Annotated in this window: 21 protein-coding genes and 1 tRNA gene; 16 read left to right on the top strand and 6 right to left on the bottom strand. The window is 67.7% G+C overall.

Annotated features, from left to right (window positions below; translation table 11 throughout):
• Positions 1 to 148: 148 nt before the first annotated feature.
• Positions 149 to 223: transfer RNA gene (locus ACEVQ6_RS20040), tRNA-Thr, on the bottom strand.
• Positions 224 to 438: 215 nt separating this feature from the next.
• On the opposite strand from ACEVQ6_RS20040, the gene ACEVQ6_RS20045 reads away from it, so the two are divergent.
• From ACEVQ6_RS20045 to yghU, 9 genes are all read left to right on the top strand, one after another.
• Positions 439 to 645 carry a hypothetical protein gene (locus ACEVQ6_RS20045; protein WP_374890821.1) on the top strand — a complete coding sequence of 69 codons (207 nt, stop codon included), beginning with the start codon at positions 439 to 441 and terminating at the stop codon, positions 643 to 645.
• A 148-nt stretch (positions 646 to 793) separates the two neighbouring features.
• The gene (gene murA / locus ACEVQ6_RS20050) at positions 794 to 2086 is read left to right on the top strand and encodes a UDP-N-acetylglucosamine 1-carboxyvinyltransferase (protein ID WP_374890822.1); all 1293 of its coding nucleotides are present in this window, start codon (positions 794 to 796) and stop codon (positions 2084 to 2086) included.
• A gap of 105 nt (positions 2087 to 2191) precedes the next feature.
• Positions 2192 to 2629, top strand: a complete 438-nt coding sequence (locus ACEVQ6_RS20055; RefSeq protein WP_374890823.1) for a DUF2948 family protein — start codon at positions 2192 to 2194, stop codon at positions 2627 to 2629.
• Positions 2630 to 2692: 63 nt separating this feature from the next.
• Positions 2693 to 3997 (top strand): histidinol dehydrogenase, encoded by a 1305-nt coding sequence (gene hisD, locus ACEVQ6_RS20060; protein WP_374890824.1) that lies wholly within the window; start codon positions 2693 to 2695, stop codon positions 3995 to 3997.
• A complete protein-coding gene (locus tag ACEVQ6_RS20065; protein WP_374890825.1) occupies positions 3994 to 4467 on the top strand; it encodes a UPF0262 family protein in 474 nt (157 codons plus the stop codon). The genes hisD and ACEVQ6_RS20065 overlap by 4 nt, the downstream gene beginning before the upstream one ends.
• A 5-nt stretch (positions 4468 to 4472) precedes the next feature.
• Positions 4473 to 4949: an arsenate-mycothiol transferase ArsC gene (locus ACEVQ6_RS20070; RefSeq protein WP_374890826.1), complete on the top strand. Its 477-nt coding sequence runs from the start codon at positions 4473 to 4475 to the stop codon at positions 4947 to 4949.
• Between the two features lie 334 nt (positions 4950 to 5283).
• Entirely contained in the window at positions 5284 to 5502 is a 219-nt protein-coding gene (gene infA / locus ACEVQ6_RS20075) for a translation initiation factor IF-1 (RefSeq protein WP_014327290.1), read from the top strand.
• 27 nt (positions 5503 to 5529) lie between these two features.
• On the top strand, positions 5530 to 6147 hold the full coding sequence (locus ACEVQ6_RS20080) for a Maf-like protein (RefSeq protein WP_374890827.1): 618 nt from the start codon (positions 5530 to 5532) through the stop codon (positions 6145 to 6147).
• Between the two features lie 219 nt (positions 6148 to 6366).
• On the top strand, positions 6367 to 7218 hold the full coding sequence (gene yghU, locus ACEVQ6_RS20085) for a glutathione-dependent disulfide-bond oxidoreductase (RefSeq protein ID WP_374890828.1): 852 nt from the start codon (positions 6367 to 6369) through the stop codon (positions 7216 to 7218).
• Between the two features lie 65 nt (positions 7219 to 7283).
• Here the strand turns inward: yghU and ACEVQ6_RS20090 are convergent, their stop codons facing one another.
• Positions 7284 to 8564 (bottom strand): Hsp70 family protein, encoded by a 1281-nt coding sequence (locus ACEVQ6_RS20090; protein WP_374890829.1) that lies wholly within the window; start codon positions 8562 to 8564, stop codon positions 7284 to 7286.
• 843 nt (positions 8565 to 9407) lie between these two features.
• On the opposite strand from ACEVQ6_RS20090, the gene ACEVQ6_RS20095 reads away from it, so the two are divergent.
• The 7 genes from ACEVQ6_RS20095 (at position 9408) to ACEVQ6_RS20125 (ending at position 18139) form a co-directional block, all read left to right on the top strand.
• Positions 9408 to 10376 carry a sugar ABC transporter substrate-binding protein gene (locus ACEVQ6_RS20095; protein WP_374890830.1) on the top strand — a complete coding sequence of 323 codons (969 nt, stop codon included), beginning with the start codon at positions 9408 to 9410 and terminating at the stop codon, positions 10374 to 10376.
• A gap of 192 nt (positions 10377 to 10568) precedes the next feature.
• A complete protein-coding gene (locus ACEVQ6_RS20100) occupies positions 10569 to 12095 on the top strand; it encodes a sugar ABC transporter ATP-binding protein (RefSeq protein WP_374890831.1) in 1527 nt (508 codons plus the stop codon).
• Entirely contained in the window at positions 12092 to 13087 is a 996-nt protein-coding gene (locus ACEVQ6_RS20105; RefSeq protein ID WP_374890832.1) for an ABC transporter permease, read from the top strand. Before ACEVQ6_RS20100 ends, ACEVQ6_RS20105 begins: the two co-directional genes overlap by 4 nt.
• Positions 13088 to 13292: 205 nt before the next feature.
• The gene (locus ACEVQ6_RS20110; RefSeq protein WP_374890888.1) at positions 13293 to 14312 is read left to right on the top strand and encodes a galactitol-1-phosphate 5-dehydrogenase; all 1020 of its coding nucleotides are present in this window, start codon (positions 13293 to 13295) and stop codon (positions 14310 to 14312) included.
• 119 nt (positions 14313 to 14431) lie between these two features.
• Entirely contained in the window at positions 14432 to 15961 is a 1530-nt protein-coding gene (locus tag ACEVQ6_RS20115; protein ID WP_374890833.1) for an FGGY-family carbohydrate kinase, read from the top strand.
• The gene (locus ACEVQ6_RS20120; protein ID WP_374890834.1) at positions 15958 to 16941 is read left to right on the top strand and encodes a sugar-binding transcriptional regulator; all 984 of its coding nucleotides are present in this window, start codon (positions 15958 to 15960) and stop codon (positions 16939 to 16941) included. The genes ACEVQ6_RS20115 and ACEVQ6_RS20120 overlap by 4 nt, the downstream gene beginning before the upstream one ends.
• Before the next feature lie 82 nt (positions 16942 to 17023).
• Positions 17024 to 18139, top strand: coding sequence for a glycerol dehydrogenase (locus tag ACEVQ6_RS20125; protein ID WP_374890835.1), 1116 nt, complete (start codon positions 17024 to 17026; stop codon positions 18137 to 18139).
• A 107-nt stretch (positions 18140 to 18246) separates the two neighbouring features.
• On the opposite strand, the gene ACEVQ6_RS20130 is transcribed toward ACEVQ6_RS20125, so the two are convergent.
• The 4 genes from ACEVQ6_RS20130 to ybaK all read right to left on the bottom strand — a co-directional run bounded on the left by ACEVQ6_RS20130 (position 18247) and on the right by ybaK (position 23563).
• Positions 18247 to 19800: an alcohol dehydrogenase catalytic domain-containing protein gene (locus ACEVQ6_RS20130; protein WP_374890836.1), complete on the bottom strand. Its 1554-nt coding sequence runs from the start codon at positions 19798 to 19800 to the stop codon at positions 18247 to 18249.
• A gap of 72 nt (positions 19801 to 19872) precedes the next feature.
• On the bottom strand, positions 19873 to 21660 hold the full coding sequence (locus ACEVQ6_RS20135) for an NAD(P)-binding domain-containing protein (protein WP_374890837.1): 1788 nt from the start codon (positions 21658 to 21660) through the stop codon (positions 19873 to 19875).
• Positions 21661 to 22073: 413 nt separating this feature from the next.
• Positions 22074 to 22994 (bottom strand): acetamidase/formamidase family protein, encoded by a 921-nt coding sequence (locus ACEVQ6_RS20140; RefSeq protein ID WP_374890838.1) that lies wholly within the window; start codon positions 22992 to 22994, stop codon positions 22074 to 22076.
• Between the two features lie 92 nt (positions 22995 to 23086).
• A complete protein-coding gene (gene ybaK / locus ACEVQ6_RS20145; RefSeq protein ID WP_374890839.1) occupies positions 23087 to 23563 on the bottom strand; it encodes a Cys-tRNA(Pro) deacylase in 477 nt (158 codons plus the stop codon).
• Between the last annotated feature and the right edge of the window lie 2 nt (positions 23564 to 23565).

A 23565-nucleotide genomic window follows, 5' to 3' on the forward strand; every position in this document is an offset into this window, starting at 1 on the left:
CCTGACCAGAAAACCATACTTAGAGGTGGCTCAATGCTCGGTGGAAAAACCGGCTCAGTTCCGCGTGCAAACCAACAGGTATGCAGAGACAAACCTTAAAGTCACTGACAATTACATCCGTAAGGATTTTATTCTTAATGGAGATAAATGGTGCTGCTAGAGAGATTTGAACTCTCGGCCTCTCCCTTACCAAGGGAGTGCTCTACCCCTGAGCTATAGCAGCATCCGGCGAAACGGGCAAAGCCCGTCCGGCGAGGGGGCTATTGCCACAGGTGACGGCCGAGCGCAAGCGGCTTTCGCCATGTTTCTCGTCCCGTGCCGGCATTTGTCGCGTCGGCTGTTCCAGGAGGCGGGGAAGATGGGGTATGGGGTATCGGATCCCGCGCGGTCCCGCCTAGTCGGCGCGCGCATTGCGGGGTCATGAACGGAGCAGGCGGCATGATTGAGGACGACGAGCAGTCGGGGAAAGCGGCGGAAACGATCCCGTCCGGCCGGTTGGAGCGGGACACGCGCCGGGAGCGGCTGGCGCGCACGCTGCGCGACAATCTCGCCCGGCGCAAAAAGCAGTCGCGGGCGCGCCGCGCCGGCGCTGCCGACGAGGCATCCGGCCTGCCCGCCGCAAAAAAGGACCAATCCGGCGATTGATCGCTTCCGGGATCGGTGGTGGAAAAAAGACAGCCGTCTGCGGATGCGGGGGTGCGCTCCGGCCGTGGCTCTTCTCATTTTCACCGCGATCCTCTAGACAGGCCCGATTTCCGGCATCGAGAAAGGCGGGCGCCGCCCGTAGGACCCCATGGATCGTATCAGAATTATCGGCGGCAATCCGCTCAACGGGGTGATCCCGATCTCCGGCGCCAAGAATGCCGCCCTGCCGCTGATGATCGCGTCGCTTCTCACCGACGACACGCTGACGCTCGAAAACGTGCCGCATCTCGCCGATGTCGAGCAGCTGATCCGCATCCTCGGCAATCACGGCGTCGACATCTCCGTCAACGGCCGGCGCGAGCGTCAGGGCGAGGGCTATTCCCGCACGGTCCATTTCACCTGCCGCACCATCGTCGACACGACCGCGCCCTACGAGCTGGTCTCGAAGATGCGGGCGAGCTTCTGGGTGATCGGGCCGCTGCTCGCCCGCGAGGGCCGCGCGCGCGTTTCGCTGCCGGGCGGCTGCGCCATCGGCACGCGGCCCGTCGACCTCTTCATCGAGGGGCTGACGGCGCTCGGCGCCGAGATCGAGATCGACGGCGGTTATATCGAGGCCAGAGCCCCGAAGGGCGGCCTCGTCGGCGCCCGCTATGTCTTTCCCAAGGTCTCGGTCGGCGCCACCCATGTGCTGATGATGGCCGCGACGCTCGCCAACGGCACGACGGTGATCGGCAATGCCGCGCGCGAGCCGGAAGTGGTCGATCTCGCCCGCTGCCTCAACGCGATGGGCGCGAAGATCACCGGCGCGGGTACCGGGACGATCACCATCGAGGGCGTGTCGTCGCTGTCCGGCGCCCGCCACCGCGTGCTGCCGGACCGGATCGAGACCGGCACCTATGCCATGGCGGTGGCGATGACGGGCGGCGACGTGACGCTGTCGGGCACGGACGCGGCGCTCCTGGAAACGGCGCTGGAGGCGATCCGGCGCGCCGGCGCCGAGATCACCCCGGTCGAGGACGGCATCCGCGTCACCCGCAATGGCGGCGGCATCCGCCCCGTCGACGTGGTGACCGATCCGTTCCCCGGCTTCCCGACCGACCTGCAGGCGCAGTTCATGGGGCTGATGACGCGCTCGACCGGCGTGTCGCACATCACGGAAACGATCTTCGAGAATCGCTTCATGCATGTGCAGGAGCTTGCCCGTCTCGGCGCCCGCATCTCGCTCTCGGGCCAGACGGCGAAGATCGAGGGCGTCGAGCGGCTGAAGGGCGCGCCCGTCATGGCGACGGACCTGCGCGCCTCCGTGTCGCTGGTCATCGCGGGTCTTGCCGCCGAGGGCGAGACGATGGTGTCGCGCGTCTATCACCTCGATCGCGGCTTCGAGCGGCTCGAGGAAAAGCTCACCCGCTGCGGCGCCGTCGTCGAGCGCGTCTCGGACTGAACCCTGCCTATTGTCGTTTCGGGCGCGCGCCACCATCTGCTGCCCGAAGGCATGGATGCGAAGGCCGGCCCGGCAAGGGCGGCCCGAGGGCGAAGGAGACCGGTGATGGATGCGTTGAAACTGCTGGCGCTGGACGAGGAAGACCTCGCCATCGTCTCCGCCCATGTTCAGGACGCGGTCGGCAAGGTGTCGGGCCTTGCCTATGACTGGCGCGGCGGGCAGTTCTCGCTCGCGCTCAACCGTTTCGTCTGGGAGAAGGCCGAGGACGGCAAGGGCTTCGAGCGCCGCCGGGCGCTGCTCAATTTCAAGCGCGTCCAGGCCGTGCGCTCGGTCGGCTTCGACCGCAAGGCGGGCGAGGCCGTGCTGGATCTGCTGGCGATCGAATTCGAACGCAAGGGCGAGGGGCCGGACGGCACCGTGACCCTGGTGCTTGCCGGCGCCGGCGCGATCGCGCTCGATGTCGAATGCATCGAAGTGCTGCTTGCGGATACGGGCGGAGCATGGGAAACCAGTTTCAGGCCCCGGCATCTTGCCGGCGAATGACAGGACGGGCGGACGTGGCCTCAAGCGCTGCGAACCGCCGATGGGAATGAAGGACTGGCAGACGTGGCGCTCCGGCTGAATACCGCTTCCGACGATTTCGAAACCCGTTTCACAGCCTTCCTGACGACCAAGCGCGAGGTCTCCGACGACGTCGAGACGACCGTGCGTGCCATCATCGACGATGTGCGCCGGCGCGGCGATGCGGCGCTTGCGGACCATTCGGCGCGCTTCGACGGTGTCGATTTCGCCGCGACGCCGATGCGGGTCGGCGCAGACGAGATCGATGCGGCGGTCGCAGCGGTCGCGCCGGAGGTTCTCGGCGCCCTGAAGCTCGCGGCCGACCGGATCGAGACGCATCACCGGCGCCAACTGCCGAAGGACGACATCTATACCGACGCGCTCGGGGTTACGCTCGGCGGGCGCTGGACGGCGATCGACGCGGTCGGGCTCTACGTGCCGGGCGGCACGGCGAGCTATCCGAGTTCCGTGCTGATGAACGCGATCCCGGCGAAGGTCGCCGGCGTCGAGCGCGTCGTCATGGTGGTGCCGGCGAGCGGCGGCACGATCAATCCGGCGGTTCTGGCAGCCGCGCGCCTTGCCGGGGTGAGCGAGATCTACCGCATCGGCGGCGCCCAGGCGATCGCCGCGCTCGCCCACGGCACGGCGACGATCGCGCCGGTCGCCAAGATCATGGGGCCGGGCAATGCCTATGTCGCCGCCGCCAAGCGCCAGGTCTTCGGCACGGTCGGCATCGACATGATCGCGGGTCCTTCCGAGGTGCTGGTGATCGCCGACGCCGACAACGATCCCGAGTGGATCGCCGCCGATCTTCTCGCCCAGGCCGAGCATGATCGCGGCGCGCAGTCGATCCTGATCACCGACGATGCCGGCCTTGCCGATCGCGTCGAGGCGTCCGTCGAGCGGCAACTGGCGCTTCTGCCGCGCCGCGAGACGGCGGCGGCGAGCTGGGCGGATTTCGGCGCCATCATCCTCGTGCCGGAGCTTGCCGCCGCCGTGCCGCTCGCCAACCGCATCGCGCCCGAACATCTCGAGCTCGCGACCACCGATCCGGAAAAGATGATCCCGGCGCTACGCAATGCCGGTGCCATCTTCGCCGGCCGCTTCACGCCCGAGGTCATCGGCGACTATGTCGGCGGCTCGAACCACGTGCTGCCGACGGCGCGCTCGGCCCGTTTCTCCTCCGGCCTCGGCGTGCTCGACTACATGAAGCGCACCTCGATCCTGGCGCTCGGCCCCGGCGCGCTCAACGAACTCGGGCCGGCGGCGGTCGCGCTCGCCCGCTCCGAAGGGCTCGAGGCCCATGCCCGCTCCGTCGCGATCCGCTTCGAGACGGGGAGCGCCGGATGACAGCCTCGCGCCACCGGCTCTGCGACGTCGTGCTCGACGACAGCATCGGGCGCTCGACGCCGGATGTCGAGCATGAGCGCGCGGTGGCGATCTTCGACCTGATCGAGGAAAACAGCTTCAGGCCGAGCAGCCATGACGGCGGGCCCTATCGCCTCACCCTGTCGCTGATCGACAGCAAGCTCGTGCTCGAGATCACCTCGGAGGCCGGCGAGCCCGTCGCCACCCACATCCTGTCGCTGACCCCCTTTCGCCGCATCGTGAAGGACTACTTCATGATCTGCGAGAGCTACTACCAGGCGATCCGCTCGGCGACCCCGAGCCAGATCGAGGCGATCGACATGGGCCGGCGCGGCATTCACAACGAGGGTTCGCAGACGCTGATGGACCGGCTGTCCGGCAAGGTCGAGATGGATTTCGACACGGCGCGGCGGCTGTTCACCCTCGTCTGCGTGCTCTACTGGCGCGGCTGAGCGAGATGGCCGCAGCGGGCGCCGAGGACCGGACGGACGAGAAGCCGCTCCGCTCGGTCCTGTTCATGTGCGGCATGAATTCGATCCGTTCGCCGATGGCGGAAGCGCTGGCGAAGGCCATGCTGCCGGCGGGCGTCTACATCGCCTCCGCCGGGGTGCGGCGCGGCGAGCGCGATCCCTTCGTCGATGCCGTGCTCGGCGAGATCGGCCTCGATGTCGGCCGCCACCAGCCCCATTCGCTGGAGGAGCTCGAGGACGACTATTTCGATCTGATCATCACGCTGGCGCCCGAGGCCCACCACGCGGCGCTGGAGCTGACCCGCTCGATGGCGGTCGACGTCGTCTACTGGCCGACGCCCGATCCGACGGCGACGACCGGATCGCGCGAGCAGCGGCTCGGCGCCTATCGCGACGTGCGCGACCATCTCGAAGGGCTGATCCTCGGCAGGCTTGCGAAGGACCGGCGGGCGGCGCCCGGCTGAGGCCCGTCCTGCAAGCGCGGGCAAATGGTTCCCGCGTGAACGCGAAGGCCTGACGCGGGCGAACCGATCTCAAAAATCGCGGCATGCCTCTGAGCGTTTCCAGCCGAAGCGCGAGGCTCCCGCGTCGGATATTGCGGTCAAAACAGAATAGCGACGCGTGTCCCGAGTTTCCTTTTCACCGGAGATACGCCAGAGAGGCGAAAGGCCGCACAATTCCACGGGAACGCGCGCCAAGCCTGTTCACAAAGGCCGGGCGATTGTGTAGTTTCCGCGCAATTTTCGAGGGCGCCCGTTCCCGGCGCGCCCGCAACCGACATAGAAAGACACAGTCTCAATGGCGAAAGAAGAAGTCCTCGAGTTTCCCGGCGTGGTCACCGAATTGTTGCCCAATGCGACCTTCAGGGTCAAGCTCGAGAATGACCATGAGATCATCGCCCACACGGCCGGACGCATGCGCAAGAACCGCATCCGCGTTCTGGCGGGCGACAAGGTCCTGGTCGAGATGACACCCTATGACCTGACGAAGGGCCGGATCACCTATCGCTTCAAGTAGGATCCGGATCGACGGGGGCTGACACCGATGGCGGCACAGACGCTGATTCTGGCTTCCGGCTCGCCGCGGCGGGTGGAACTCCTGGCGCAGGTCGGCATCACGCCCGGCCGGCTGATGCCGATGGATCTCGACGAGACGCCGAAGCGCGCCGAACATCCGCGCTCGCTCGCCTGGCGGCTGTCGGCCGCCAAGGCACAGGCCGCCCGCCACGACATCGGCGACGACCCGGCTTTTGCCGGCAGCTATATCCTCGCCGCCGACACGGTCGTTTCCGTCGGGCGGCGGATCCTGCCCAAGCCCGAAACCGCCTCGGAAGCCTCCGATGCGCTGCACCTTCTTTCGGGCCGCAACCACCATGTCCATACCGGCATCGCGCTGGTGACCCCGCAGGGGCGTCTCAGGCAAAAGATCGTCGAGACGAAGGTGCGCTTCAAGCGACTGTCAGAGATCGAGATCAGCCGCTACCTCGCCTCCGGCGAATGGCGCGGCAAGGCAGGCGCCTACGCCATCCAGGGGATTGCCGGCAGCTTCGTCGTCAAGCTCGTCGGCTCCTACACCAATGTCGTCGGCCTGCCGCTCAGCGACGCGACGGCGCTGCTTCAGGGAGAAGGGTTCGACGTCGGTGCCGGCTGGCAGGACCTTTAGCGGCCCGCGGCACCCTGCGTCTGTGTCGGAGGTCCGACGTCCCGGGGCTCTGCGTCCCCGGTCGCGGCCTCGGGCAGGACGGCGCGTCCGGCTTTTTCCCGAAGGACATCGTCCAGCCGGCGAATGGTCGCTGACGGACCGCGCGCGGACCGCGCCGTTTGAAATCCGCGGCGGATCCTTTAAGACGGGGGCCATGCAACATCACGCCCGGAGCATGCGATGAGCGAAGATCAGGCCTACACGCCCCCGACCGTCTGGACATGGGACAAGGAAAGCGGCGGACGTTTCGCCAGCATCAACCGGCCGATCGCCGGTGCGACCCATGACCGGGAGCTTCCGGTCGGTCGGCACCCTTTGCAGCTTTATTCGCTCGGCACACCGAATGGCCAGAAGGTGACGATCCTGCTCGAGGAACTCCTGGAGCGCGGCCATCAGGGCGCGGAATACGACGCCTGGCTGGTCGATATCGGCAAGGGCGAGCAATTCGGCTCCGGTTTCGTCGAGGTCAATCCGAATTCGAAGATCCCGGCGCTGGTGGATCGCAGCGGCGCCGCGCCGGTGCGCGTCTTCGAATCCGGGGCGATCCTGGTCTACCTTGCGGAGAAGTTCGGTGCCTTCCTGCCCGAGGACGCGTCCGCGCGGGCGGAAACGCTGTCCTGGCTGTTCTGGCAGATGGGATCGGCCCCGTTCCTCGGCGGCGGCTTCGGCCATTTCTACGCCTATGCGCCGGAAAAATTCGAGTATCCGATCAACCGCTACGCGATGGAGGTCAAGCGCCAGCTCGATGTCCTCGACCGCCGCCTCGCGGAAAACGAGTTCATCGCCGGCGACACGTATACGATCGCCGACATGGCGATCTGGCCCTGGTATGGCGGGCTGGTGAAGGGCTGGCTCTACGGCGCCGGCGAATTCCTCTCGGTCGAAACCTATCGGCATGTCAACCGCTGGGCCGACCAGCTCTTCGCCCGCCCGGCGGTGGCGCGGGGGCGCAAGGTCAACCGCCTCTCCGGCGACCCTTCCGAGCAGCTTCGCGAGCGCCACGACGCCTCCGACTTCGATACGAAGACGTAAGGACAAGGTCGATCCGGCCTGAGGCCGAAAGCACGCCCCGGCGGCATGCGCTCCGGCCGCCGCCGTCAGGCGGTCCAGGGCGCGATGTCGTCCTGGTGGCCGATCAGGGCAAGGCCGTGGGCGATGGACAGGAGCTCGCCGCCGCTCTCGATCCTTGAGGCGTCGAAGCGGTTCTCGAAGATGCGTCGCACGGCGGGAACGAAGGATGTTCCACCGGTGAGGAACACCTTGTCGATGCCGGCGGGCGTGATCGCCGTTTTTGCCATGACCTCGTCGAGTGCGGCCTCGATGCGCATAAGGTCCGGAGCGATCCATGTTTCGAAGTCGCGACGCTTCACGGTCTTGCGGCTTGCCGCGCCGAGCGGCGGAAAGTGGAACTCGGCTTCGTCCGCGCTCGACAGCGCCATCTTGACCGCAGAGACGGCCTGATAGAGGGGAAAACCCTCGTCATGCTCGACGAGGTCGACGAAGAGCGCCAGCTTTTCCGGCGCATCGGCGACCCGCACCAGCTTCTTCAGCTCCTGGAATTCCTTCGAGGTCCTGAAGATCGACAACTGGTTCCAGCGGCCGAAATTCGCATAATAGCCGCTCGGGATCTCCAGCTTCTTGTCGAAGCTGCGGAAGGTTCCGCCCTTGCCGATGTCCGGCGAGACGAGATTGTCGATGATGCGGAAATCGAAATGGTCTCCCGCGACACCGACGCCGGAATGGCCGAGCGGACGGGCGACGGACCGGCCCGCGCTGCGTTCGAAGCGGATCAGCGAGTAGTCGGTCGTGCCGCCGCCGAAATCGGCGACGAGGACGGTCGCGTCCCGATCGAGCGTTTGCGAGAAGAAGAAGGCGGCCGCGACCGGCTCGTAGACGAAATGGATCTCCTCGAAACCGGCGCGGGCAAGCGCGGTGCGGTAGCGCGCAAGCGCGAGCGCCTCATCGGGGGTGGCGCCGGCAAAGGCGACGGGGCGGCCCACCACGAGCCGTCCGGGGTTTTCGGGCCAGGCCGGGCCGGCATAGGCTTTCAGCCTTTCGAGAAAGGCCTCCATCAGATCCTCGAAGCTCGTCCGCCGGGCGAAGATCTGCGTCGCCTGGAAGAGGGGGCTTGCGGCAAATGTCTTGATCGACTGGAGGAAGCGGCAATCGCCGGGATTGTCGAGAAATTGACGGATCGCCGCCTGGCCCGCCTCGACGGTGACGCCGAGATCGCGTCTCTTGAGGAAGGAGAGCGTCGTCCGCATCGTATCGCTTCGTCCGGCGATGCTGTCGAACATCATCGAACGGGTCTCGTCACCGACCCTTTCTGCGATGACGGAGTTGGTGGTGCCGAAATCGAGGCCAAGCGCACGCGCCATGGGCGTTGCCCTTTCGCAGGTCAGAAAGGCATGTCCTGCGGGAGCGTGCCGCGCTCTGCGAGAAAACATGCGTAAAAACAGGGGCCTCAAGCGGAGAGGCGATCCGTGAGAGGTCGCGACACGCTTTCGGCGGGAGCGGGGATGGCGGCGAAACAGCCGCAAGGAGGGCGCCTGATGCCATGGCGCGGGCGGAAAGGCAAGGTTGTCGCGACGGTGCCGGATGCAGGCAGATCCGCCATGTCCGGATGCGGGCGGAGCGGAACGGGGGATGGGACGGAAGGCGCGCGGTTTTCGAGGAGCGGATCCGAGCGTGCGGTTGCGGCTGCCCGGCCTTGCACACGGCAACCGGACGGTGACAGGCAGGGGGGTCCGATAGCGGCCCGTCTCCGGAGACAAGGACATCGGGACGCGGCGGATCTTGCGCCAATGTCGAGGCGTGCCGGACGCCGTGCAGGCCGGGCGTCGGCTGCCGGAACCGGCGCAGAACACGCTCCTGTCTCCGGCACGCGGCGGTGCGCACGATCGCGACGCCCGCTGGTCGCGCCCTGCGGGCGAGGATGCCGGGTGCAGCGGAGACAGGCAATTACGCGTGTGAATTGCGTAGTAAAAGTACATATTTTGCTGAGCGCCGTTCCCGACGCCGCCGCGTCTCTTGTAAGTGAATCCGCATTGCAGCACGAAAATAAGCCAGAATGCTGCGATGCGGCGAAGACGTCATCACCATTGTGAGGATGTATCAATTTTGGGGCTTCTTTTGTCCTTGACCCGCGGCAGTGAATGTAATTTAACTACATAATGGAGGTGTGAAGGCCTCCAGGCTCATGGAAATCGGAGGAGTGACCCATGAAACGTTCAATTGCTGCTTATGTGCTGGCGCTGATGGCCGGCGTCGCCTCGGCCGGCGTGGCGAATGCCGCCGACTGCAAGGTCGGCATCGCCATGTATACGCTCGGCGCGCCCTATTTCGCCGCCCAGGTGGCGGCCGCCGAGGACCAGGCCAAGAAGGCCGGTTGCGAGGTGACCAGCGCCGACGGCCAGAACGACATGGCCAAGCAGATCGCCGACGTGGAGGACATGGTCGCGCGCGGCGTCAACCTCCTGATCCTCAACCCGCGCGATCCGGAAGGCCTCGTTGCCGCAGCCGACGCGGCGACCGCCGCCGGCGTCAAGGTCGTGGTCATGGATTCCTCGATCAACACCAAGGCGAACGTCGTCACGCAGGTCCGTTCCTCGAACGACCAGAACGGCGTGCTCGTCGGCCAGTGGCTCGCCAACGCCACCAAGGGCAAGGATCTGAAGATCATTCTTCTGTCCGGCGACAAGGGCAACGAGGTCGGGCGCGATCGCCGTCTCGGCGTGTTCAAGGGCCTCGTCGAAGGCCAGCTCGTCAATGACGGCAAGGTCAGCTTCCAGGTGGTCGGCCAGGGCTGGGGCGGCTGGGCCCACGAGGGCGGCCTCGCGGCGATGGAAGACCTGCTGACCGCCCATCCGGACGCCAATGTCGTTCTCGGCGAGAATGATTCCATGGTGCTCGGCGCGTTGAAGGCGCTGGAGGCCCAGGGCAAGACCGACGTGCTGGCGCTCGCCGCCGCCGACGGCCAGAAGGAGGCGCTCGCGCTGATCAAGGAAGGCAAGTACGGCGCGACCGGCCTCAACGATCCCGATCTCGTCGCCCGCACCGCCGTCGACATCGGGCTGAAGGCCGTCAAGGGTGAGCTTCCCTCCGACTTCCCGAAGCTGAACCTGACGACGCCCGCCGTCATCACCAAGGAAAACGTCGACCAGTATTATCGCGCCGACGCCGTTTTCTGAGTTCCCGTCTCCCTGCGGCGGCCGCGAGGCCGCCGCGTCGGGACGGCCGGCAGCGCCGGTCGTCCCTTGCCTGGCCGTCGTTTTCGCGGCGGCAAAGCCCGTGCGATCCCGGCATCGCGGGGCCTTAGAGACAACAGCTGTGGCGCCTGTTGCCGCGATCCCGGTCGCGCGGCGGGTTCTATTGGGGGGAGCATGGCGACCGAACTCGTCAGACTGACGTCTATCTCCAAATCCTTTGGCGGCATCCATGCGCTGAAATCCGTTCATTTCGACGTGCGGCCCGGTGAGGTCCATGCGCTGCTCGGCGAGAACGGCGCGGGAAAATCGACGCTGATGCGCGTGCTGGGCGGCGAGCTCATTCCGAGCCAGGGCGAGATCGTCATCGACGGCAAGCCCGTCGAGTTCCGCGACCCGCGCGATGCGCGCGCGCTCGGCATCGTCGTCATCCACCAGGAACTGGCGCTTGCCCCCGATCTGAGCGTGGCTGAAAACATCTTTCTCGGCGAATTGCCCGGCATCATCTCCCATTCCAGCCTGCGCAGCCGGGCCAAGGAACTGATCGACCGCCTTGGCTTCGACATCGATCCCGGCCGGATCGTCGGCACGCTGGCGGTGGCCCACCAGCAGGTTGTCGAGATCGCCAAGGCGCTGTCGCGCGACATCAAGATCATCGTCTTCGACGAGCCGACCGCCGTGCTCGGCGCCAAGGACGCGATGAAGCTGCACGAGATCATCCGGGGCCTTCGCGCCCGCGGCGTCGGCATCGTCTATATCTCCCATCGCCTTGACGAGGTGTTCGACATCGCCGACCGGATGACCGTGATGAAGGACGGCGAGACGGTCGGCACGGTCGCGACCGGCGACGTCGGGATCGACGACATCATCCGCATGATGGTCGGCCGGCCGATCGCCAACATGTTCCCCGAACGCGCCCGGCGCACGATCGGCGAGGAACTGCTGACGGTGGAGAAGCTCAATGCCGGCCGCATGGTGCGCGACGTCAGCTTCTCCGTGCGCGCCGGCGAGATCGTCGGTCTCGGCGGCCTGATCGGCTCCGGCCGCACGGAAGTGGCGCGGGCGATCTTCGGCGCCGACCGGCTGGACAGCGGCACGATCCGGCTGAAGGGCAAGGTCGTGACGCTTCGCTCGCCGAAGGACGGGGTGAAGGCCGGCATCGGCCTGGTGCCGGAGGACCGCAAGGAGCAGGGCGTCGTCCTCGACAAGCCGATCCGCGTCAACGCGACGATGGCGCGCATGTCGACGGTGGTCAACGCGCTGGGCTTCCTGAGGCCGGCGGCGGAGCGCGAGAGCGTCACCGCGCTCGGCAAGAGCCTGCGGCTGAAGGCGTCGAGCATCGATGCGCCGGTGTCGACGCTGTCGGGCGGCAACCAGCAGAAGGTCGTGCTCGCCAAGTGGTTCCATGCCGATGGCGACGTCATCATCCTCGACGAGCCGACGCGCGGCGTCGATGTCGGGGCCAAGACGGAAATCTATGCGCTGATCAACAAGCTGGCGGAGGAGGGCAAGGCGGTGCTCGTCATCTCCTCCGAGCACCAGGAGCTGTTTGGTCTCTGCGACCGGGTTCTGGCAATGGGCCAGGGCCGGATCCGCGGCGAACTGCTCCCCGCCGACTATTCCGAGGAAACCCTGCTCGGCCTGTCGATGACGGGCGGAACCATCGCGACCAGACCAGACGTGAGACGAGGCAGCCACGCATGACCCATACGACAGAGACGGCGGCGCCGCAGGCCCGCAACAACCTCGCCGACATCCGCCTGATCGTCCAGCGCTTCGGCACGCTGGCGATCTTCCTCGTGCTCGTCATCGTCGCCACCTGGTGGTCGGACAGTTTCCTCAGCCGCGGCAACATCCTCAACGTGCTGCGCCAGGTCGCCTCCACCGCCGGCATCATGGCCGTCGGCATGCTCTTCGTCATCCTGACGCGCGGCATCGACCTGTCGATCGGCTCGGTCATGGCGCTGGGCTCGGTGCTCACCGGCTATTTCTGCGCGATCTTGGGCTATGGCACGGCGACCACCATCCTGCTCGTGCTCGTCTGCGGCGGCCTGTGCGGGCTCGTCACCGGCGGCTTCGTCGCCTATCTGCGGCTGCCCTCCTTCGTCATGTCGCTCGCGATGATGGCGGTGGCGCGCGGCCTGTCGCTGATCATCTCGGAAGGCCGCCCGATCCCGCTCGAGGAGGCCGGTGCCGCCTTCAGCCGCTTCGGCTCCGGCTTCCTTTTCGGCATTCCGCAGCCCGTCCTCTTGATGTTCGCCGTCTATATCGTCGGCGGCATCGTGCTCAACTTCACCCGCTTCGGCCGCGTCATCACCGCGATCGGATCCAACGAGGAGGCGGTGCGCCTCTCCGGCATCGCGGTGCCGCGCTACATCCTGGCGGTCTACGTCATTTCCGGCCTGCTCGCCGGCGTCGCGGGCATTATCGCGGCGAGCCGCACGGGCGTCGGCTCCGCCCAGGTCGGCGTCGGCGCGGAGCTGAACGTGATCGCCGCCGTCGTCATCGGCGGGGCGAGCCTGATGGGCGGTAAGGGCGGGGTCATCAACACGCTGCTCGGCGCGCTGGTGATGGGCATCATCACCAACATCATGAACCTCGCCGGCGTGCCGGGCTACCACCAGCAGGTCTATATGGGCGCGATCATCGTCATCGCCATGCTGCTGCAGTACAGCACCGGCTCCCTGAAGCGATAGGCCGTGCGCCCGGGAGGGGACGCCCTCCCGGGCCGGCGTTTCGGCCGCAGCGTGACGGGGGATACCTCTTTCCTTCGCCGGACCCTTGCATCCCGTTTTTCATATGTGATAAAAAATCACAATTGTGATGTTCCGCTGGCAGGCCGCTTGCGCCGCGCGGGTTACGAAAGGTGACACGATGACTGCCCACCGTCCGAACGATCTCATGCGCGCCATCGTGCTGCACGCGCCCGGCGACATCCGCCTCGAGCACCGGCCGACGCCGGCGGCAGGGCCGGGCGAGGTCCTGCTCCGGGTCGCCTCCGTCGGGGTCTGCGGCTCGGACCTGCCGCGCATGCTGGTCAAGGGATCGTGGAAGATGCCGCTGATCACCGGCCACGAGTTTTCCGGCCATATCCACGCGCTCGGCGAGGGCGTCACCGGCTGGGATGTCGGCGAGCTCACCGCCATCGCGCCGCTTCTGCCCTGCAACCAGTGCATCGAATGCAAGACCGGCAACTTCTCGCGCTGCCGCGACTACGACTATTTCGGCAGTCGCCGCGACGGCGCCTATGCGGAATATGTCGCCGTGCCGGTCGAGAACCTGATCAAGACGCCGCAGCATGTCGATCCGCGCGCCGTGGCCATGACCGATCCGGCCTCGATCGCGCTTCATGCGCTCTGGAAGGCCGGCGGCATGCGCGTCGGCCAGGTCGGCGGCGTGGTCGGCTGCGGGCCGATCGGCCTCTTCGCCATCCAGTGGATGCGGCTGATGGGGGCCTCCAAGGTGATTGCCGTCGACGTGTCGGAGGAGAAGCTGGCGCTGGCGCGCGAGGCGGGTGCCGACGTGCTGGTGCTTGCCGCCGATTTCGCCGCCAACAAGGAGCGCGCCGATCTCGTCATCGAGGCGGTCGGCCTGGATTCCACCATCAACGCCGCAATTACGCTCGCCGCCCCCGGCGGTCATGTCACCTTCATCGGCATCCCGGTGCCGGACGTCACGCTCTCCAACGCCACCTTCCAGCGCTTCCTGCGCCAGGAAGTGTCGCTGCACGGTTCCTGGAACAGCTTTGGCGCGCCCTTCCCGGGGCCGCAATGGACGACGACGATCGAGAAATTCGCCACCGGCGAGCTGAAGTGGGAGTTCATGATCTCGCATGATCTTGACCTCGAGGAGCTTCCGGGCATCTTCGAGCGGTTCGCGGCGAAGGATCTGCATTTCTCGAAGGTGCTGTTCCATCCCTGACTGCCCCGGAAGGGCGGCCGCGCGGTCGCGGGACATGGTTCCGGCCCATGTCTTCGCCGCATGGTCCGGTGCCGGAGCCGATGCGCTGCGGCGGGAAATGCTGTTGAGGGGAGGGCGGAATGGCTGCGGTTCTCAGTCTGGATTTCGGCACGGGCGGCGCCCGCGCCGCCATTTTCGACACGGCGACGAATCGCATCGTCGCCAGGGGCGAGGCACCCTACCGGACGCGCCACCTGCCGCCGAACCGGGCGGAGCAGGACCCGGAGGACTGGATGCGCGCGCTCGCCTCCATCGTCCCCGGCCTCGTCGCCGAGGCGGGATCGCCGGAGATCGCCGCGGTCGCGGTCGCGACCTTCGCCTCGACGGTCGTCGTCTGCGACCGGGCCGGACGGCCGCTGGCGCCGGCCGTTCTCTGGATGGACGCGCGCGCAGCCGAGGAGGCTGCCTTCACCGAGACCGTCGATCACCCGATCCTTGCCGACAGCGGCGGCTCGGACGCGGTCGAATGGCTGGTGCCGAAGGCCATGTGGTTCGCCCGCAACGCGCCCGACCTCTGGGCCCGCACCGAGGTGATCTGCGAGGCGCTCGATTTCGTCAACCACCGGCTGACCGGCGTCTGGGCGGGCTCGCTGATGAACGCCACCTGCAAGTGGAACTACGACAGCCGCAACCGCGCCTTCTGCACCGATCTATACGCGCTTCTCGGCGTGCCGGAACTCGGCGACAAGCTGCCGGGCCGCATCGTCGACATCGGCGCCATCATCGCGCCGATGCTGCCGGAGATGGCGCATATGCTCGGCATTCCCGGTACGCCCGTCGTCGTCCAGGGCGGCATCGACGCCCATATGGGCACCTTCGGCGCCGATACGGTGACGCCCGGATCGATGTTGTTCATCGGCGGCACCTCGAATGTCCACCTGACCCAGGTCGAGGATGACGGGCGCGACATCCGCGGCGTCTGGGGGCCCTATCCGAACGCGCTGACGCCGGGTCTCCGGATGATCGAGGGCGGCCAGGTCTCGGCCGGCTCCATCCTGCAATGGCTGAGCCACACGATCTTCGGCGTCGACGAGGCCGGGTTTCGCGCGCTCTGCGCCGATGCCGCCGCGATCGCGCCGGACGCGACGGGCCTTCTCGCGCTCGACTACTGGATGGGCAACCGCACGCCCTATCGCGATGCGCGCCTGCGCGGCGCCTTCCTCGGCCTGTCGCTCTCCCACGACCGCGCCTCGATCTATCGCGCGGCGGTCACCGGCGTGGCGCTCGGCGCGGCGAACGTCGTCTTCGACCTCGAACGGCAGGGCGTGACGATCGACCGGATCGTCGTCTCCGGCGGCATCATGCGCAATCCGCTCTGGCTGGAGGCGACGATTGACGCAATCGGCAAACCCGTCGAACTGGCGCTCGACGACAACCTGTCGCTCTATGGCGGGGCGGTCGCCTGCACCGTCGCGCTCGGCCTTTTTCCCGACCTGACGACGGCGGCGCGGGCCCTGCGCGCGCCGGTCGTCGAACGGCAGCCCGATCCCGGCCGCCACCGGCAGTATCGCGCCATGCTCGCCGACTACCGCGACGCGACCGAACGGCTTGCGCCCGTCTTCCACCGGCTCTCGGACGCCGCCTCCTCGAAAGCCTCGGAGCGGCCATGAGGGAAGAGAGCGAGCGTGCCAGCAACCGCCTGCCGCTGGACGAAAGCCGCGAGCACCTGATGGTGAAGGTGGCGCGCATGACCTACCAGCAGGAGCTGAACCAGTCGGAGATCGCCGCCGAGACGGGGCTCAACCGCTGGCAGGTCAGCCGCCTGCTGCAGGAAGCGCGCGACCTCGGCATCGTCCGCATCGAGATCGTGCCGCGTTCGCCGCGCCGGCCGGATCTGGAGGCGGCGCTGCAGCGGGCCTTCAACCTTTCCGATTCCGTCGTGGTCTCGCGCGAGGGCGAGCAGGCGGAGGGGCTGGACACGGTCGCCCAGGCCGCCGGACAGTATATCGCCCAGTTGAAGCCGAAGGGCGCGACCGTCGGCGTCTCCTGGGGCCGGACCATGGGCGCCGTCGCCCACTGGCTTCCGGACAAATGGAGCGAGGGCGGCGAGGTCGTGCAGATCAACGGCACGGTCGTGCCCATTCCGGGCGTGATGTACCACAACGACGTCGCCGCCGTCTTCGCCCGCAAGGCCGATGCGCAGCTCGTGCCGCTGCCGGTGCCGGCGATCGTCGGCCAGCGCATCACCCGCGAGGTGCTGGAGCGCGACCGCATCGTCGCCGACGTGCTCGACAGGGCCCGTTCGGCCGAGATCCTGATGTTTTCCTGCGGCGCGCTCAGCGAGGATTCCGTGCTGGTGCGTTCCGGCAATGTCCGCAGGGCGGAAATGAGCGCGCTTCTGGAGAAGGGCGCGGTCGGCGACGTGCTCGGCCGCTTCATCGACGGCGACGGCCGGATCGTCGACGAGGATCTCGACGCCCGCACCATCGGCCTGTCGCTTGCCGATGTGAAGCGCGGCGCCCGCGTGATCGGTATCGCCTCGGGGAGCGACAAGTCGGCCGTCGTTCTCGGCGTGCTGCGCGCGGGCCTCGTCACCGTCCTCGTCACCGACGAGGCGATCGCGCAATTCGCCCTCGAGCATGCCCGGTGAGCGGCCGGCAGCGCCCCATCACCGCCTGCCGCCGGACGTTCCGGGCAGGCCCGACCTCTCGAACCCGACAGGATGACGTGACATGACCCAACGCGGCTATGGTGGCCCCCTCCGCTACGTCCAGGGACCCGGCGTGATCGCCGATCTCGGCGCTTATGTCGCGCCGATCGCGACATCGGCGCTCGTCGTCATCGACGCCTTCTTCTGGGACAGCCTGGTGCCGTCGATCGAGAAGGGGCTCGCCGGCAAGGGCGTGTCGAGCCGTTTCGTCCGCTTCGGCGGCGAGGCGACCGACGCCGAGGTCGAGCGCTGCGTGGCGGAAGGCCGTGCGTCCGGCGCCGGCATCGTCATCGGTGTCGGCGGCGGCAAGGCGCTCGACACGGCCAAGATCGCCGCCTTCCACCTCGACGCCCGCATCGCCACGGTGCCGACGATCGCCTCGACCGATTCCCCGACGAGTTCGCTCGGTGTCATCTACACGGCCGACGGTGTCTACGACCATGTCGTGCGCTGCGGCCGCAACCCCGACATCGTGCTGGTCGACAGCGAACTGATCATCCGCGCCCCGGTGCGCTTCCTCGTGTCCGGCATGGGCGATGCGCTGTCGACCTGGTACGAGGCGCGATCGAACCTCGAATCCCGCTCGAACAACTATATCGGCGACGGCTATGCCGCGACGGTTGCCGGTGCCCGCATCGCGCGCGCCTGCCACGACGTGCTGATGCGTGACGGCCGTTCCGCCCTTGCCGCCGCGCGCAGCGGCCGGCTGACGCCGGCGGTCGAGAACATCATCGAGGCGAACACGCTCCTGAGCGGCCTCGGCTTCGAGAATTGCGGCGTTTCCGCGGCCCATGGCGTCCATGACGCGCTGACCGCGCTGGAGCCGACGCATCACTTCTTCCACGGCGAGAAGGTCGCCTTCGGCGTCATCTGCCTGCTGGTGCTCGAAGGCCGGCCGCCGGAGGAACTGGAGGAAGCGCTCGACTTCTGCATCGATCTCGGCCTGCCGACGACGCTTGCCGATCTCGGATTGAAGGACGCGACCGAGGCGGATCTGGCGAGCGTCGGCGAACTGGCGATGAAGCCGACCAACGTCATCCACTCGGTTCCCGTCACGCTCACCGCCCGGTCGATCGCCGACAGCATCTGGACCGCGAGCCGGCTCGCCGAGGAGCGCAAGGCCGGCCGGCGCTGCTGAACGATCCTGTCCGGCCGAAGCGCGATCGCCTCGGCCGGCGAGTGGATCGAGAGCGGGAGGACGACTGGTCGAGGGGGTCTCCGGCAGGTTGCAAGGCTGCGTGCGGCTCAGCCGCCGCCCGTCAGCCCGTGCTCGTCCTCGGCGCTCCAGCCGGCGACGGGCGTCAGCGGCAGATCCGGCACCTGCGGATAGACGACGATCTTCCCGGACACCGTCCCCTCGGAGACGGCCATCAGCGCCTTCGGCAGCGTGTCGAGCCCGGCGACGGCGGCGATGTTGGCGGAGAGGTCGAGCGTGCCGGCCTCAACGCGGGAAAGCACGTTGCGCATGTCCTCGACCGAGCATCCGGTCGAGCCGGTGAAGCGCATTCCGGTCAACGCGACGGCCGCGAGATCGACGGCGACGCCTTGTCCGTAGGGAAAGCCGGCAAAGAGGGAGAGGAGCCCGTCCGGCGCGAGCAGGCCCGTTGCCTGCGCGATCGCGGCCGCACTCGGCGCGACGATCATCGCGTCGTCGACGCCAGCCGGCGCGTGCTCCTTCAGGATACCGGCCAGATCCTCGGCGCCGGCCGCGATCAGCCGGCGCCCGTTGGCGTCGGCGATCGCCTTGAAATCGCGCAGGATGTCGTCGATCCGCTGGCCCTTGCGTGAGGTCGCGATTACGGTGCGCGGGCCTTCCGGCAGTTGCAGCAGGCGGTGGACGTGGATGCGACCCATCGCGCCGCCGGCGCCGTGGACGAGGGCGACACCGCCGGGACGGACGTCGAAGCGCTGCGCGTCCGGGGAAAGCGCTGCATCGAGATCGCGCGAGGAGGTGCCGAGGAAGCTCAGCCCGTCATAATGCAGCCGCGCCGGATCGATCGACACCGGACCGGGCGACGGCCCCGTCCGTCCCTGCAGCAGCACGCCGCCGGTCGCCAGCAGCCCCGCGAGCCGTTCGAGGTGGGCTGCGCCGAGGTCGCCGAGGGCGAGGATGTCGTCGAACCGGCCGGAGAGCCCGTCGAGGCCGTCGGCCCGGGTGACCGCGCGCGGCCGCAGGAAATCCGGCACGTCGCCGACGACGGTGATCTCCCGCCATTCCGGCACGTCGGCCAGCGAGAAATCGGCGCCCGGCGCGGAGACGACCAGCGCCCGGCCGCCGGGCAGGAGTTGGCCACGCACATTCGGACGCCAGCTCTTCTCCACGCAGCCATAGGGCTCCAAAAGCGCGATCGCGGCCGCCGACACCGTCTCGGGAACGTCGAAGACATGGCCGGACAGGGCCTCGGGGCCGAGGCGCAGATATTGCGCGAAGGCGCCCGGCCGGTCCATGCCGATGATGCTGCGGGCGCCGTCGATCACCATGGCCGGCTGCAGGCCGAGCCGCTGGCCCGGATGAAACCGTCCGGCCTGCGCCGCGCCGACGGTGACGACGCGCAGGCAGGCCTCGTGGCCGAGCACCGTGTCGATCGCGCCCTTCGCGCCGGCAAAGAGCGGATGCTCCGGCCCCATGCGCATGATCTTGATGTCGGACGAGCAGATCGAGACCGCCTCCACCCGGGCGATGACCTCCTCGTCGCCGGGCTCGGAAACGGCGAGGGTCTCCGGCTCGGCGGTCATCATCGCCTCGAACGTGCCGCCGCGATGCGGCCAGTGCCGGTTCGTGCGCATTGTCCTGTCCATGCAGTCCGCTTTCTGTCCGTCCGCCCCGCCGCAACACGGGCGGGGCGGGCATTTATCGTCATGATTTCCGAGTCACGCCCGGCCGTCGAAGACCTTGACCGGAATGCCTTCCTGGCGTGCCTTCAGCTGCAGCGCCAGATATTGCGAGTAGAATCGCGACTGGTGCAGGTTTCCGCCGTGGAACCAGAGTCCCGGCTGGCGCGTCGGCTTCCACATGTTGCGCGGCTCGCCCTCCCAAGGACCCGGATCCTTGGTCGTGCCCGAACCGAGGCCCCAGCAGGGACCGACCTTGTCGGCGACCTCCTGCGAGATCAGGTCGGCGGCCCAGCCGTTCATCGAGCCGTAGCCGGTGGCGTAGACGATCAGGTCGGCGGGAAGCTCGCGGCCGTCCTCGAGGAGCACGCCGTTCTCCGTCAGCTCCCTGATCGTCGCGCCGCTGACCAGCTTGATGCTGCCGTCGATGATCAGCTCGCTCGCGCCGACATCGATGTAGTAGCCGGAGCCGCGCCGCATGTATTTCATGAACAGGCCGGAGCCGTCCTCGCCGAAATCGAGCATGAAGCCCGCCTTCTCGAGCTTGGCGTAGAAATCGGCGTCGCGCTCGCGGATGTCGGCATAGACCGGCTTGTGCAGCTCGGCCATCAGCCGGTAGGGCGTGGCGGCGGAGCGCATGTCCGCCTTCTCGGTGGTGATCCCCTCGGAGAGCGCCTTCTCCGAATAGAGGATGCTGGTCGTCATCTCGAACAGCGTGTCGGACTTCACCACATGGGTGGACGAGCGCTGCAGCATGGTCACGTCGGCGCCGTTCTCCCAGAGCGCCGCGCAGATGTCGTGGGCGGAGTTGTTCGAGCCGACGACGACCGCCTTCTTGCCCTTCCAGGCATCCGGGCCCGCATGGTGCGAGGAATGCTGCTGCACGCCGCGGAAGACGTCCTGACCCTTGATCGTCGGGATGCTCGCCTTGCCGGACATGCCGGTGGCGAAGACGAGCTGCTTCGGCCGGAGCACGACGTCCACGCCCTCGCGCTCGACGACGACGGTCCATTCGCCGGCCGCCTCGTCATAGGAGGCCGACTTGCAGGTGGTCGAGGTCCAGCAGTTCAGCTCCATCGTCTTGGCGTAGGATTCCAGCCAGTCGGCGATCTTGTCCTTCGGCGTGTAGACCGGCCAGTTGTCGGGGAAGGGCAGGTAGGGCATGTGGTCGTACCAGACCGGATCATGCAGGCAGAGCGACTTGTAGCGGTTGCGCCAGCTGTCGCCGGGGCGCGGGAATTTCTCGACGACGATCGTCGGAACGTCGAGCTGGCGCAGCCGTGCCGCCAGCGCGAGCCCGCCCTGGCCGCCGCCGATGATCAGCACCTCCGGCTGGGTGGTGTAGCCGAGCTCGGCCGCCTCCCTCTCGCGCTTTTCCTTCCACGTCTCCTGGACGGTGCGGCTGTGATGCGGCGCGCCGAGCGCCCGGCGCGTGCCGCGCGGCTCCTCGTGGCCCTTCAGTTCTGACATCGTCGTCAGCAGCGTCCAGATCTTGCCGTCGCGGACGCGGAGATGACCGGTGCCGCGGCCGAGCGCGGTCTCGATGAGGAACCAGCCGATCGTCGCGCCGTCCTGCGTGATCGCCGGCTCGCTCCTGTCGCGCGCGATCGAGACGGGTGCCGCCGCCTCGAGCTGGCTTTCCAGCATGGCGCGGATCGCAGGCTTGCCTTCCTGGGTGCTCAGCGTCCAGGTGAAGGCGAGCAGGTCGCGCCAGTAGCCGTCCTCCTCGAACAGCGCCACGATCGCGTCGATGTCCTTGCGCTGAAGCGCGTCGCCGAGCGCGTCGAGAACCGCATCGATGCGGGATTCCAAATTCGTTTCAAGCATACCTCACCTCCCTGTTGTTTCCGGCCGAGCTGCGGCAACCCGTCGAACCATGCCGCGGCAGAGCGCGCTGCAGGATCCGCTGGCAGCCGGCAAGAGTCCGAACGATGTCTCGAAAATCCTGGCCGGCATGCTGCCGTCCGGCAGTCTCCGACGTGACCATCCTCCTGTGCCGGCCCGCGATGCTCCACCACCGGGACCGGTCTGCCGCAACCGGACGGCGCCCCGCCGAGGAGGCTTTCCCGTCCGCCTGCGAGTATGAAAAAAGTTTCCACCCGTTGCAAGCCGCTTTCTGGTCGACGATCGGCGAATGGACAGACTGCTGGGGTCCGCCAGGTTCATTTGAACCAGGCAGACTCACCTTGCATTTTTTGTTGTCGTTTGCCTCTTCCGGGCAAACGGATCCCGATTGTCGCTCAGGCACTCTGGCGTCGCGTCAGCCAGGACTTCGCGACGCGGCAGGCGATCGTGTAGGCCGGGTCGAAGACGTTGCCGATGTCGTAGCGGACGACCTGGCCGAGAAGATGGCTCGCCGCGCGCGCGTCGAGGCCGAAATCGGCCGTCAGCCAGGCGAGCATGTCGGTCGTGGCATGCTGCAGCGCTTGGTCGAGCGGGCGGGCATTGCCGATGGTGATGATGTCCGTCGCGGTTTCGGCGCGCGGCCATGTCAGGCGCGCGGCCTTTTCCACGGTGAGCCGGACGGTGATCTCGAAGGTGGTCTCCACCCCGGTTCCGACGATCTCGCCGTCCCCTTGCACCGCATGGCCGTCGCCGAGGAAGAAGAGGGCGCCGGGCGCCGAGACCGGGAACCACACGGTGGCGCCGGGGCCGAACAGGCGGTAGTCCATGTTGCCGCCGAACTCGCCGCTGGTCGCCGTCGAGATCGCCTGCCCGAGCGCGGGGGCGACGCCGAAGCAGCCGATCATCGGTGCGAGCGGCAGGACGAAATCCTCAAGCCCCTTGACCGGTTCTGCGAGCCGAACCGTCGAGGCGTCCCGATCGATCGCCCAGATCGTCTTCTCGCTTGGCGGCAGGCCGCGCACGGCGCCCGGGTCGACGACGTTGGCGGCGAGCACGCTGTAGGTCCAGCCCGTGTCGCGCGTCGGCGTCATGGCGAGGATCTCCACCTTCAGCGCGTCGCCGGGCTCGGCCCCCTCGACGAAGACCGGGCCGTTCATCGGATTGGGGCCGGAGGCCTGCCGGACGTCGTCGCTGTCGAAGCCGGCGGCATCCAGCGTCCGCGTCACCACCGTGTCGCCGCTCGCGACCGTCAGGGCCGGCGCCAGCGAGCCGATGACGTTGGAATAGCGGGTCGGCTCGAAACGATGCGTGGTCATGGGTCTTCCTCTCCCTGAAATGGCCGTGAAGCGCGGCGGAGAGACAGGGTTACGACAGGCGGCCGCCCGGTTCAACGCCCGCGCGGCGCGCGTTACACGGCGACGACCGGTGCCGCGATCGCCTGCAGCGCCGCGCGGGCGTCGGCCGGCGACAGGCGGATCTGCAGGCCGCGCTGGCCGCCATTGACGACGACATAGGGCTCCTCGAAGGCCCTGGCCTCGATCACCGTCAAAACCTTCTTCTTCTGGCCGAAGGGGCTGATGCCGCCGACATGGTAGCCGGTCAGCCGCTCGGCCTCGGCCGGCTTCATCATCGTCGCCGATTTCGCCCCGACGGCGGTGGCGAGCTTCTTCATGCTGACCTCGCAGTCCGAGGGGAGGACGACGCAGACCGGCTTGCCGTCCGCCTCCGCCATCAGCGTCTTCAGCACGCGCGAGGCCGGTTCTCCGATCGCCTCGGCCGCCGCCATGCCGATCCGGTCGACCGAAGGGTCGTAGTCGTAGCGCGCCAGCGTGAAGGTGACGTCGGCACGGGTGAGGAACTGGGTCGCGGGCGTGGTCTTCGACATGG

Origin of the sequence: Ensifer soli (assembly GCF_041928815.1) — a bacterium.
Taxonomy (GTDB): Bacteria; Pseudomonadota; Alphaproteobacteria; order Rhizobiales; family Rhizobiaceae; genus JBHFEI01.